The organism is Labrys sp. WJW (assembly GCF_001676615.1).
In the GTDB taxonomy this organism is placed as follows: Bacteria; Pseudomonadota; Alphaproteobacteria; order Rhizobiales; family Labraceae; genus Labrys; species Labrys sedimenti.
This window is the reverse complement of record NZ_LYXZ01000033.1, coordinates 106,408-119,289: the sequence shown is the minus strand read 5'-3', so window position 1 is coordinate 119,289 and position 12,882 is coordinate 106,408. Positions and strand designations below refer to the sequence as shown.

The following is a 12,882-nucleotide window of genomic DNA, read 5'->3' as shown; positions in this document are numbered from 1 at the left end:
TGAAAGGGTTTCGGGCGGCTATTTCTTCTTGCCGCCGAAGGGGAAGCCCGGCGGCAGGCCGCCCGGCAATTTCGGTCCGCCGAGGCCGGGAAAGCCTGGCAGTTTCGGGCCACCCGGGCCGAAATTCGGCATCTGCGGCGGCAGCTTGGGCATTTCGGAGGGCATGCCCGCAGGCATCTGGCCCTTGGCGAGGGCGTCGAGGGCACCGGGCGGCAATTGCGGCATGCCGCCGCCCAGGCCGAACATCGAGGCCATCTTGCCGAGCGCGCCCTTCTTGGCGCCGCCCATCTTCTTCATCATGTCCGCCATCTGCATATGCATCTTCAGCAGGCGGTTGATCTGCTCGGGCGAGGTGCCGGAGCCGGCGGCGATGCGGCGCTTGCGGGAGGCCTTCAGGATATCGGGCTTGCGGCGCTCCTCGGGGGTCATCGATTCGATGATGGCGCGCTGGCGCTTGAACAGCTTCTCGTCGAGATTGGCGTTGGCGAGCTGGTCCTTGATCTTGCCCATGCCGGGCAACAGGCCGAGCATGCCGGACATGCCGCCGATCTTCTCCATCTGGACCAGCTGCTCGCGCAGATCGTCGAGATCGAAGGCGCCCTTCTGCATCTTGGCGGCAATCTTGGCGGCCTTCTCGGCGTCGATCGTCTCGGCGGCCTTCTCGACCAGGGAGACGATGTCGCCCATGCCGAGGATGCGGTTGGCGATGCGGGCAGGATGGAAATCTTCGAGCGCGTCGACCTTCTCGCCGGTGCCGACCAGCTTGATCGGCTTGCCGGTGACGGCGCGCATCGACAAAGCGGCACCACCGCGGCCATCGCCGTCGAGGCGGGTGAGCACGATGCCGGTGATGCCGAGGCGCCCGTCGAAGGCACGGGCGGTGTTGACGGCGTCCTGGCCGGTGAGGGCGTCGGCCACCAGCAGCACTTCATGCGGCTCAGTGACGGCCTTGACCTCGGCGGCCTCGGCCATCAGCGCCTCGTCGACGGTGGTGCGGCCAGCGGTGTCGAGCATGACGACGTCGTAGCCGCCGAAGCGGGCGGCATCCATGGCGCGCTTGGCGATCTGCACGGCGGACTGGCCCGCGACGATCGGCAGCACGGAGACGTCCACCTGCTTGCCGAGTACGGCAAGCTGTTCCATGGCGGCGGGACGGCGGGTATCGAGCGAGGCCAGCAGCACCTTCTTGCCGAATCTGTCGGTCAGGCGCTTGGCGATCTTGGCGGTCGTGGTGGTCTTGCCGGAGCCCTGCAGGCCGACCATCAGGATCGGCACCGGCGGCACCGCCTGCAGGTCGATGGCCTGGCCTTCGCCGCCGAGGGTCTCGATCAGGACGTCGTTGACGATCTTGACGACCATCTGGCCGGGGGTCACCGACTTCAGCACCTCGGCGCCGACGGCGCGGGTGCGGACCTTGTCGGTAAAGGAGCGCACGACGTCGAGCGCGACGTCCGCCTCGATCAGCGCACGGCGGATCTCGCGCATGGCTTCGCCGACATCCGCCTCGGTGAGGGCGCCACGCCGGGTGAGCTTGTCGAGCACATCGGACAGACGTGCGGAGAGACCATCGAACATTCGTCTTTTCCTGTTTGGCTTCGATGCAGATATCGGAGCCATCGTCCTCCAAGGCAAGGCGCACAACGCAAAACACGCCCGTGGGCGCATCGCGCTGACGGGCGTTGGCCTCCATCCTCCAGGGATGGTCGGCGGAAGGGCGTCTTACTGTGTAAGAACGGGGCGGGATGTAGGGGATATGGGGGCGAGAGTCAAGGAAAGCGGGTGTTTCACCCCTCATCCCCCTGCCGGGACCTTCTCCCGCAAGGGGAGAAGGGGACCTACTGAGCTAGTTCTGCGCTTTGACAGAGGTAAAGCTATCCCATTCAAATCCCTTCTCCCCTTGAGGGAGAAGGTGGCGGCAGCCGGATGAGGGGTGTAGCACCGCGCTCGCTCGTCGACACCTCTTCCCAAACCGCCGCCGATTTGCGCTAAGGGAGAAGACCGCCATCGAAACCCGAGACCCGCCTTGCCCCAGCTTGATGAGATCGTCACCGAAATCGCGCAGGAGATGGCCGAGCGCAGCGACCGCGGCGAGGTGGCGAGCTATATTCCAGAGCTTGCCCGCATCGACCCCAGGCATTTCGGCATTGCCGTCATCGATGCCGGGGGCAATGCCCATGTCGGCGGCGACGGCGACGTCGCCTTCTCGATCCAGAGCATCTCCAAGGTCTTCACCCTGACCCTCGCCCTCGGCAAGGCCGGCGACCGGCTGTGGCGCCGGGTGGGACGCGAGCCCTCGGGCAGCGCCTTCAACTCGATCGTGCTCCTGGAGAACGAGAAGGGTATCCCGCGCAATCCCTTCATCAATGCCGGCGCCATCGCCGTCACCGATCTGATCCTCTCCGGGCACCAGCCGCGCGAGGCCCTGGGCGAGATCCTGCATTTCATGCGCTTCCTCGCCGACGATCCCTCGATCGCCATCGACGAGGCGGTGGCCGCCTCCGAGCAGCGCACCGGCTTCCGCAACGCGGCTCTCGCCAACTACATGAAATCCTTCGGCGTGCTCGACAATCCGGTCGACTATACGCTCGGCGTCTATTTCCATCATTGCGCCATCGCGATGTCCTGCCGGCAGCTGGCGATGGCAGGCCGGTTCCTCGCCTGGCAGGGCCTCAATCCCTCCACCGGCCACCGTGTGGTGCAGGCCGAGCGGGCCCGCCGCATCAATTCGATCATGCTGACCTGCGGCCATTATGACGGCTCGGGCGAATTCGCCTATCGCGTCGGCCTGCCCGGCAAGAGCGGCGTGGGCGGCGGCATCCTCGCCGTGGCGCCGGGCAAGGCCTCGATCGCGGTGTGGGCGCCGGGCCTCGACGCCAACGGCAATTCCCATCTCGGCCGCATCGCCTTGGAGACCCTCACCCGCCGCATGGGCTGGTCGATCTTCGGGGCGTGAGGCGAAGAAGCCGTGGCCATCGGCTGCCGGGCCGAGTAAAACACCCTCACCGCCAAAAACAGGCACGGAGGAACTCATGTCGCTTTCATATTATCAGGCCACCGTGCCGGTCTTCGTGCACACCTTGGAGGCGCTTTCGGCCATCCTCGACAAGGCGGCCGCCTTTGCCGAGGCCAAGAAGATCGATCCGACCGTGATGTGCGGGTTGAGGCTCACCGCCGACATGCTGCCGCTTTCGCGCCAGGTCAGCACGAGCTGCGATTTCGCCAAGCTCTGCGTGGCGCGGCTTTCCGGCGTGGAGGCGCCGAAATTCAACGATGACGAGAAGGATTTCGCCGAGCTGCGCTCGCGCATCGCGAGGACATTGGAGTTCATCCGCTCCGTGCCGCAGGCCGCTGTCGAGGCCGGCGGCGAGCGCGTGATCAGCCTGAAGATCGCCGGCACGCAACGCGAATTGAAGCCCGACGACTATCTCAACTTCTATGCCCTGCCGAATTTCTTTTTCCACGCCACCACCGCCTACGCCATCCTGCGCGCCAACGGCGTGGAGCTCAGTAAGAAGGATTATCTCGGCCCGCTGTTCGATTGACGGGCCCTTCTGGGACCGCAGGCGTCTCGCCTGCATCTTCGAACCGCAATGCTCGAAGAAAAAGAGGCAGGCGAGACGCCTGCGGTCCCGGGAAAGCCACCTCGACAAAGCGCTGCAATCGATCCTAAAAGCGCTGATGCGCTTTCGCTTCGTCCACGCCGCCGATCTGCATCTCGACAGCCCCATGCATGGACTGACGGCCCGCCAGCCCGAGCTGGCGACGCTGTTTGCCCGGGCGACGCGCGAGGCCTTCGAGGCGCTGATCGACGAGGTGCTGGCTCGGCAGGCAGCTTTCCTGGTGATCTCGGGCGATGTCTATGACGGCGACTGGCGCGACTATCACACCGGCCTGTTCTTCGCCGCCCAGCTGGCGCGGCTGTCGCGCGCCGGCATTCCCACCTTCTTGATCCAGGGCAATCACGACGCCGAGAGCCAGATCTCGCGCAAGGTGACGCTGCCTGCTTTGGTGCATTCCTTCGGCACCCGAAAGGCCGAGACCCTGGAGCTGCCCGAGCTGAAGGTCGCCTTGCATGGACGCAGTTTCGCCGAGCGTTCCCTGAGCGATAATATCGTACGCGATTTTCCGCCGGCACGCGTGGGCTGGTTCAATCTCGGTTTGCTCCATACCTCCCTGGACGGCCGGGCCGGCCATGCCTCCTACGCGCCCTGCACCCTCACCGATCTCAAGGCCCGCAACTACGACTACTGGGCGCTCGGCCATATCCATGCGGCCGAAATCGTCGCCACCGATCCTCATGTCGTCTTCCCCGGCAATCTCCAGGGGCGGCATGTGCGCGAAAGCGGGCCGAAAGGCGCCATGCTGGTGGAGGTCGAGGACGGGGCCGTCGCCTCGCTGACGCCCTTGGTGCTCGATAAGGCGCGCTGGAGCCATCGCCGCGTCGCAATCGGCGAGGCGGCGACGCTGGCCGAGGTGCTGGCCCGGGTCGAGACTGCTTTGCGGCAGGAAATCGATGCGGCGGGCGAGCGCCCGCTCGCCCTGCGCCTGACGCTGACGGGTGAAACACCGGCCCATGACGGGCTTGCCGCAGACGCCCAGCATTTGCGGGCCGAGATCCAGGCGGCAGCCGACCGGGTGAGCGAGCGGCTCTATATCGAGCGCATCGAGCTTGCCACCGCGCCCCCGCAGATCGCGCTGGACGAAACCGTCGGCTTCGCCGATCCGCAGGGCCTCCTGGCCGGGCTGGAGACCGAACCGGATTTCGAAGCGGGCCTGGCCGGTATCATCGAGGACATCCTCGCCAAATTGCCGGACGAGGTCCGCCAGGCCGTGCGCGGCGAGGAGATCGGCACCGGGCTGGTGGACGAGGCGCGCGCCGTCGCCCTGGCAAGGCTACGCCGGGGCGGCAAGGCGGGTGCCGGAGAGGCGGCATGAAGCTCACCCGCCTCGATCTCGACCGCTACGGCCCCTTCACCGGGACGCGTCTCGAGTTTCGCCCCGATGCCGATCTGCACATCGTCTATGGCCCGAACGAGGCCGGCAAGAGCTCGGCACTGTCGGCGATCACCGACCTGCTCTATGGCTTCGAGCCGCGCAGCCCCGCCAATTTCAGGCATCGCTACGAGGATCTGAAGATCGGTGCCGAGCTGCAGCACGTCGATGGCAGCGCCTTGCGGTTCTGGCGGCGCAAGCGGCTGAAGAATTCCCTCACCGATGCCGAAGACGCGCCGCTCGACGACGGGCTGCTCGAACCGCTGCTGAGCGGCATCTCGCGCGAGGTCTTCCTGGCCGCCTTCGGGCTCGACCAGGCCGGCCTGCGCGAGGGCGCCCGCCAGATGTTGGCGGCCGAAGGCGAAGTGGGCGAAAGCCTGTTCGCCGCCGCCTCCGGCCTGAAGACCCTGGTTTCGGTCCGCGCCGGGCTGGAGAGCGAGGCGGACGGGTTGTTCGGGGCGCGCAGGTCGAACAAGCGCGCCTTCTATGAGGCGCAGGAGCGCTACGATCAGGCCCGCCGGGCGCTGCGCGAGCAGTCGCTGCGAGCCGACGACGTGCGATCGCTCGAAACCGAGATCGAGGCCGGGGAAGCGCGGGCGCGTGCCCTGGCCGAGCAGCTGCGCCAGGCCGGAATCCGGCGTGCCCGCATCGATCGCGTCCGCCGCGTCGCTCCCCTGCTCGCCCGGATCGGCAAGGCCGAGGCGGCCCTGGCTGCTCTCGAGGCTCGGCCGGATCTGCCCGATGGTTTTGCCGCCGAGATCGAGGGGGCGCTGGCCCGGGCCGAGACCGGCCGCGAGGCCATGGCCCGCCTGGCGCGCGAGGTGGACGATGCCGAGCGGGCCCTGGCTGCGATCACCGTCGATGACGATGTGCTGGCGGCAGGCGAGGCGATCACGGCCCTCAACGAGGAGCGCGCCGCCCTGGCCAAGGCGATGCTGGACCTGCCGCGCCGGGAGGCGGAGGCACGGGAAATCGCCGATGACCTCGACGGTCTCGCCCGCCGGCTCGGTCAGAAGGATCGGGCCGCCCTTTCGGCCCTGAGCCCGGATGACCTTGCCCTCGAACGTATCCGCGTGCTGGCCGAACGCCGGCGCGAGATCGAGCGGGAGGCGGGCGAAAGCGCTCGCGCCGCTGAACGGGCCCGCGAAACGATCGAGGCACTGCACCGCAAGACGGCTGCCGTCCAGGCGAGCGCCGATCCCAGTCCCCTGCGCCAGCGCCTGAAAGCCATGCAGCCCGTTTTGGCGGAAGCCGGCACCATCGAGGAGCAGGAAGGCGAGTTGGCACGGCGCCGCGCCCTCCAGCAAGACAGGTTGGCCCGGTTGTCGCCGGCCGTGCCGGACGAGCACAAGCTCTGGGTCTGGCGCGAGCCGTCCGAGGAGGCGATCACCCAGGCTGAGCGGGCCCTGGCGGCTCTGGAGAGCACGGCCCGGGAACAGGAAGCCGAAGTCCGGCGGCTGCGGGAGGCCCTGGCAGAAGCCGACGCGCTCCTGGCCCAGGCCGAGGGCAGGGATGGACTGATCGACGATGCCATGCTGGCCCGCGAACGGTCGGAGCGCGATGCTTTGTTCGAGGCCGTCCTCAGCCAACCCTCGGCGGCGGCAGCGAAGGCCTATCGCAAGATCGTCGCTGCCGTGGACGACCTTGCCGACCGCAGGCTGGCGCAGGCCGAGCATCTGGCTCGACGAGAGGTGGTTCGTCGGACGCGCGACAAGGATGCTGCGGCTCTTGCCCAGACCGAGGCCGGGATCGCGGCGCGTTTGCGGGAAAGCGAGCAGGTCGGTCAGGCCTGGCAGACCCTGTTCGCACCGCTCGGCTGCCAGGCGGGGACGCCAGCAGCGATGCGCCGCTTTCTGGCGGAGCTCGCCCGGCTGCGCGAGGAACGCCAGGCGCTGCGGGATCTGGAACTCAGGATCGAGCGGGGCCAGCGGCGTCTGTCCGGGGAGCGGCCCGGCCTCGAGGCGCTTGCCGTCGAAATCGGCATTGCCGGTGCGTCGACGCAAAGCCTGCCCAGCCTTGCGCGGCTGATCGAGGATGGTCTCGCCGCGCTCGAACTCGGCGCTCGGGAGGCCCGCTCGCTCGCCGATCAACTCGAAGCGAGCCGGGCCGAGCTTGCCCGGGCCGAAAAATCGCAGGAAGCGGCCGAGGCCGCGCGTGCCGCCACCCAGTCGGATTGGGTGGCGGCGCTCGCCGTTCTCGGGCTGGCACCGGAGGCGAGCCCCCAGGAAGCCGCCAAGGCGAGTGAGCTGTGGATCGCCGCGCAGGGCAAGCTGGCCCAGCTCGGCAGCCTGGAGCACCGGATCGCCAGCATTCTCGACGATCGCACAACCTTCGCGCAGCGGGCCGCCGGCCTGGTCGACAAGCTCCCTTCCGAGGCGAGCGGCGAGCCGGCGGAGACCGCTTTCGGCCTGATGGCGGCGCTGACGGCGGCTCGCGACGCGGCGATCCGGCGGCGCACCGCACGGGAGGGCCTGGATCGCTACCGCGCCGCGCTGGCCAAGGCGGAGGCGGCTCAAACAGGCCATGACGAAGCCATTGCCGGACTGGCCGCTACGGCTGGCTGCGAGGCCGCAGGGCTTGCCGCGCTTGCCGCCGATCTCACGCTGCGCGCCGGCCTCGAGCGCGAACTCGCCGCAGCGCGGGCCGAACTCGGCGGGCAGGGCGATGGCCTGGAAGAGGGCGCGTTGCGGGCCGAGGCGGCCGAGATCGGCATCGACGAGGCCGCGGGCGAGAGCGAGGCCGTGCAGGCCGAGCTCAACGGCCTGATCGAAGCGGACAAGCAGGCGGCTCTCACCCTCGGGGACTTGCGGCGGCGGCGCGAGGCGATCGAGCGGGAGGCCGGCGCGGCCGGGGCCGCCCAGGCGCTGGAGGATGCCCGCAGCGACCTTGCCCGCATCACCCATGACTATCTGGTGCTGAAGACGGCCTCCCTGCTGCTGGAGGCAGGGCTGGAACGCCAGCTCCGTTCCGAGCAGGGGCCATTGATTGCGCGGGCGGGCGGCCTGTTCGCCACCATCACGGCTGGCGGCTTTGCCGGCATCGCCACGCTCTATGACGAGGCCGACAGGCTGCGCCTTGCCGCGCGCCGGCCCGATGGGGGCACCACCGACATCGGCGGCCTGAGCGAGGGCACGCGGGACCAGCTCTATCTGTCGCTCCGCCTCGCCCATCTCGAAGCCATGGCGGCACGGCGCGAGGTACCGCCTTTCGTCGGCGACGATTTGGTGATGACCTTCGACGAAGAGCGCGTCGCCGCTGCGCTGCAGGTACTGGCGGCCAAGGAATCGGGGCTCCAGAAGATCCTGTTCACCCACCACCGCCATGTGATGGAGATCGCCCGCGAACGCCTGGGGCCGGCCGTCGACATCGTCGCGCTGGACCCGCAAAATCCGTCCGAAAGCTGACGGAAGCGTTCATAGTCCATTCAGCTTGTACCCCCTAAAGTGCATCCCATGAGTTCAAGGGCACAAAGCAGCTACCGATGGTGGCGCTTCTGGAGCGCCCCTCCGTGAGGAATTGATCATGTTGAAGAAAATTCTCGCATCGGCCCTGGTTGTTGCCACTGTTGCCGGTGCCTCGATGGCGACCACCGGCACCGCCGAAGCTCGCTATGGCCGTGGCGGCGCCTTCGCCGGCGGTGCGGCAGCCGGCCTCGTCGGCGGCCTGCTCTTGGGCGGCGCGCTGTCAAACCGTGATCGCGGCTATGATTATGATGACGGCTATTACGAGCCCGCTCCGGTCTATGTGCAGCCCCGCTGCTGGTTCGAGCGCCAGCGCGTGCCGAACCAGTACGACTACGGCTATCATGTCGAGCGCGTGCGCGTCTGCCGCTAATCGAATTTCACGGTAGCGTCCCGGCACCGGCCCCGACAGGCGGCTGGCAGCCGGGCCCCGGAACCCCGCCGCGAGGCGGGGTTTTCATTTTCAAAAACCGGTTTGCTCCGGCGGGAATCTGCTCTAGAGCAGAGCCCGTTCAGACCGAGACGCGCTTTGCTCCAACTCCTCGTTGACATGCCTTTGCGTGCCCCGGCGATTTCGCCGGAACGCAAAAGGCTCTAAAGCGTCTTGCGATTTGGTGGAATCACCAAGAATCGCAAAGACGCGTCGGATCAACGAGCTAGAGGAAAAAGCGTTCACGCCTGAACGCGTTTTGCTCTAGGGGAGACCGGCGCAGACGAAGCGCTCTGGCCGCGCGGAGAAAAAGATGGCACCGGTGGATTTCGAAGCCTTCGTGGATGAGCTCGCCAATGTTTCGGGCACCACGATCCTGCCTTTCTTCCGTTCGGCCCTGGCCACGGAAGACAAGTCCGGCGGCGGCAATTTCGATCCCGTCACCGAGGCCGACCGCGGCGCCGAGGCGGTGATCCGCCAGAAGATCCGGGCGATGTTTCCCAGCCATGGCGTGATGGGCGAGGAATACGGCTCCGAGCGCCTCGATGCCGAATTCGTCTGGGTGCTCGATCCGATCGACGGCACCAAATCCTTCATCTCCGGCATGGTCGGCTGGGGCACGCTGATCGGCCTCCTGCGCAACGGTCAGCCCTGCTATGGCATGATGCATCAGCCCTTCACGCGCGAACGTTTTTCGGGCGATGGCGGCTCGGCCAAATATCGCGGCCCCGGCGGTGAGCGCGCCATGCGCACCCGCTCCTGCGCGAGCCTCGCGGACGCCGTGCTCTACACCACCAGCCCCCGCCTGATGGCCGAGCCCGACCGGGCACTCTTCTCTGCCGTGGAAGAGAAGGTGAAGCTCTCGCGCTATGGCGGCGATTGCTATGCCTATGCCATGCTGGCGATGGGCCTGGTCGATCTGGTGATCGAAGCCAATCTCCAGCCCTACGACATCACCGCTCTGATCCCGATCGTGGAAGGCGCCGGCGGCGTCATCACCACCTGGGACGGCGGTCCCGCCCAGGCCGGCGGCCGCATCGTCGCGGCAGGCGATGCGCGCGTGCATGCGGCAGCGCTTTCCCTGCTGCAGGCACAGGGCTGAGGATATTCTGGGCCGCAGGCGTCTCGCCTGCTTTTCCCATCCGGCCTTGCGCTGCCAAGGGCAGGCGAGACACCTGCAGTCCCAGACTTATACCAACCTTCATATATCTTGACCGTTGCGTGTGGATGGAACGCTGTCATTCCCCTCGCTACGCTCAGCCGGGGATGACAAGTCAGGCATTCCGTGGGTTGGTATTACGCCTGCGTGCCGGGAATGAAGGCGTCGAAGGCGGCCCAGAAGGCCTCGCGGATGGCGTCGCGTTCCTGGGTGATCTCGTGGCGCGAGCCGGGCAGGGTCAGGGTCCGGGTGGCATAGAGCTTGGCCGCGAAATGCTGGGCGGCCGGCGAGGAGACGACGTGATCGTCGCCCGCCAGCAGGATCAGGGTGGGGACACGCCAGTCAGCCCCGAAGCGGGGATCGGCCAGCCGGTCCATCACCCGGAAGGCAGCGCGGACCCAGCCGATCGTCGGCCCCCCGATGGCAAGCTCGGGCGCGTCGCGGGCGATGCGGGCGGCGCGTTCATAGCGGGCCTTGTCCGAGGTCACCGGATTGCCGTCGAAAGGCTTGAGCCCGACCGGACGGGGCGACCAGCCCGGCACGATCAGCCGTCCCAGCCCGAGCCCGCCGAGGACACGGGCGAGCCAGCGCGCACCGGGCGGTTTGCGGTCGATCTCGATCATGGGCGCCGTAACGACGAGCCGGTCGAACCAGATCGAGCCGGGCGGCAGATTGGCGAACAGGATGGCGCCTCCCATCGAATGGGCCAGCGCATAGAAGGGGCTGGGGCATTCGGGCAAGGCGATCTTGCGCATGAAGGCGTCGAGATCCGGCCCGAAATCGCCGAAATCGTCGATATGGCCGAGGCGCCCGTCGCGCAGCAGGCGGTCGGACCCGCCTTGCCCCCGCCAGTCGAGGGTTGCTACGGCAAAGCCCCGCGCCCGCAAGTCGCGGATGAGCTCGAAATATTTCTCGATGAATTCGGAGCGCCCCTGGAACAGGCAGACCGTTCCCCTGGGATGCGGCGACAGCGAGGGCCAGCGCGCCGTACGCAGCGTGATGCCGTCCCGGGTGGTGAGGGCCTCGACGATGGCGCCGGCCGGGCAAGGATTGTCGGGGCTGTCGTGGAGGCGGGGGCCTGTTGGCTGGAGCATGACTTGCTCCTTAGCATCTTTTGCTTCGGCAGCGTCAAATAACGAGCCCGCCCGCGCCGGGGGCGCAGGCGGGCTGCCGGACCGCTCCGGAGCACGCCGAGCTATCGAGCCGTGAACTGAACCGTGGCTCGAGCCTACCAGCGTGGACCACTCCAGGGACGCGGCGGGACCCAGCTGTCATTGTCCCACTGCCGGGGAGGGCGAGCCCAGCCCAATTGCCGCAATCCCGTAATTTCGGTGGTATGGCCGTCGATGACGATGAGCACGCGCCCGCCTTCCGAACCCTCCGCCTCCGCGATATAGCTGTCGCCGCGTACCCGCTTGATGACGACATTGCGGTATCCGCGCCCGGCCAGGCTGGAGATGATGGCGCGCGGCGGCAGCAGGCGCGGGTTGCCTGCCATGTCCGGTTCTTGGCTCTGTCCTTGGTCCGGTCCCTGGCCGACCTCGTCGGGAGCCTGGGGAAGGCCTCGATTGCGCCCCAAGGCCGGCACCTGCTGCGGCGTCTGGGCGTAATTGTTCAGCGAATTTTGCGCGAAGGCGGCATTCACATCGGTCTGAAGGCCCAGAGTCAGGAGGGCCAGACCGGCAATCACCCCCAAAAGGGCTCGGCAGGGCATGAAGCTTCTCCAGACCGGATCCTAGAGCGGTGTATGACTGGCCGGAAACACCAGCAACCGCAAAGAGGCTTTGAAACAAAGAGTTGGGACAATCGAGCATTCAGTCGCGAATGCCCTTTACTTGAGGCGGACCATAACCGGGTTTGTGTGAACAATCGTGCAAGCCCTCGTTCACGTGGCGTTCATCTTGCGTGAAACATGCGGCTCTCGTCCCCGCTGGCCCCCTGGCCTGCCCTCGCTCCGGTTGCCGTTCCAGCCAATTCCGCTCAGTCGAGAGAGGCGCCGAGGTCGCGCAGATAGGTGGCCGCGACATGGGGCTGCACCGTGGCGGTACGCACGATGTCCTCGAAACGGCGCGTCAGCATGCGGATATGCTCGCTGGCATTGAGGACCAGATAGGTCGGCCCGAGATAAACGGCGGCACGCGAATTGCCATAGATGGTGAAGGGCGCCGAATAGGTCTGCCTGAGATCGTATAAGTTGAGCCGAAGTGTCGGATAGAGCTCCTCCACCAAGGCGGCCATGGTGTTGAACTGGGCCCGGCGGCCGGCGATGTCGAAGCCTTCCCATTGGGCCTGGCCCCGCGCGAAGAGTTCCAGTGCCTGAACGGAGACACAGGCTTCCATCTCGCCGCCATCGCGGATCGACGCGATGATCAGCCGTCTGCGTTCGGCCAGGGCCGGGTTGGAATCGAGGCCGAGCGCTGCCGCATATTCGAATTGCATGACCTCGTCCGTCTTCAGGAAGTCGGGAAAGCTCATCGGCACGGTGCGCAGCTTGCGTCCGGCTGCCTCGGCGTGCCAGCGCAGGAAGCGCTCGTTGAAGGGGGCATGGGCCTGCGTCTCGATGGTCAGCACGGCTTCCACCAGTTCGGCGCCGATCTGCTCGCGCTGGCTGAGGCCGAGCAGCCAGTCGATCGAGATGCGGCACCCCTTGGCGATGGCGGCCAGGGTCTCGGCCCTGGGCAGGCGGTCGTTATCCGCCGACAGCAATTGCGACAGGGTGGAACGGTCGATGCCGACATGGCGGGCAAAGCCCGCCTGGTTGAGGCCCGTCTGGGCGATGACCCGCTCGAGCCGGTCGCGAAAGCTCTGTGCCGCGGTAGGATGTGCCATTTTCTGCCCTG

Annotated in this window: 10 protein-coding genes; 6 read left to right on the top strand and 4 right to left on the bottom strand. The window is 67.2% G+C overall.

Going from position 1 to position 12,882, the window contains the following annotated elements:
• Positions 1-18: 18 nt before the first annotated feature.
• Complete coding sequence (gene ffh / locus BA190_RS19940) at positions 19-1,575, bottom strand: signal recognition particle protein (RefSeq protein ID WP_068291200.1); 1,557 nt, start codon at positions 1,573-1,575, stop codon at positions 19-21.
• 448 nt (positions 1,576-2,023) lie between these two features.
• On the opposite strand from ffh, the gene BA190_RS19935 reads away from it, so the two are divergent.
• The 6 genes from BA190_RS19935 to hisN all read left to right on the top strand — a co-directional run bounded on the left by BA190_RS19935 (position 2,024) and on the right by hisN (position 9,985).
• Positions 2,024-2,953 (top strand): glutaminase, encoded by a 930-nt coding sequence (locus tag BA190_RS19935; protein ID WP_068291198.1) that lies wholly within the window; start codon positions 2,024-2,026, stop codon positions 2,951-2,953.
• A 76-nt stretch (positions 2,954-3,029) separates the two neighbouring features.
• On the top strand, positions 3,030-3,542 hold the full coding sequence (locus tag BA190_RS19930; RefSeq protein WP_068291195.1) for a DUF1993 family protein: 513 nt from the start codon (positions 3,030-3,032) through the stop codon (positions 3,540-3,542).
• A 136-nt stretch (positions 3,543-3,678) separates the two neighbouring features.
• On the top strand, positions 3,679-4,935 hold the full coding sequence (locus tag BA190_RS19925) for a DNA repair exonuclease (RefSeq protein WP_068291193.1): 1,257 nt from the start codon (positions 3,679-3,681) through the stop codon (positions 4,933-4,935).
• On the top strand, positions 4,932-8,396 hold the full coding sequence (locus BA190_RS19920) for a YhaN family protein (protein ID WP_068291191.1): 3,465 nt from the start codon (positions 4,932-4,934) through the stop codon (positions 8,394-8,396). The genes BA190_RS19925 and BA190_RS19920 overlap by 4 nt, the downstream gene beginning before the upstream one ends.
• 118 nt (positions 8,397-8,514) lie before the next feature.
• Positions 8,515-8,826 (top strand): hypothetical protein, encoded by a 312-nt coding sequence (locus BA190_RS19915; RefSeq protein ID WP_156771603.1) that lies wholly within the window; start codon positions 8,515-8,517, stop codon positions 8,824-8,826.
• Between the two features lie 370 nt (positions 8,827-9,196).
• On the top strand, positions 9,197-9,985 hold the full coding sequence (gene hisN, locus BA190_RS19910; protein WP_068291189.1) for a histidinol-phosphatase: 789 nt from the start codon (positions 9,197-9,199) through the stop codon (positions 9,983-9,985).
• A gap of 194 nt (positions 9,986-10,179) precedes the next feature.
• Here the strand turns inward: hisN and BA190_RS19905 are convergent, their stop codons facing one another.
• From BA190_RS19905 to BA190_RS19895, 3 genes are all read right to left on the bottom strand, one after another.
• Complete coding sequence (locus tag BA190_RS19905; protein ID WP_068291186.1) at positions 10,180-11,136, bottom strand: alpha/beta fold hydrolase; 957 nt, start codon at positions 11,134-11,136, stop codon at positions 10,180-10,182.
• Between the two features lie 134 nt (positions 11,137-11,270).
• Positions 11,271-11,756 (bottom strand): hypothetical protein, encoded by a 486-nt coding sequence (locus BA190_RS19900; RefSeq protein ID WP_068291185.1) that lies wholly within the window; start codon positions 11,754-11,756, stop codon positions 11,271-11,273.
• A 266-nt stretch (positions 11,757-12,022) separates the two neighbouring features.
• The gene (locus tag BA190_RS19895; protein WP_068291183.1) at positions 12,023-12,871 is read right to left on the bottom strand and encodes a helix-turn-helix domain-containing protein; all 849 of its coding nucleotides are present in this window, start codon (positions 12,869-12,871) and stop codon (positions 12,023-12,025) included.
• Between the last annotated feature and the right edge of the window lie 11 nt (positions 12,872-12,882).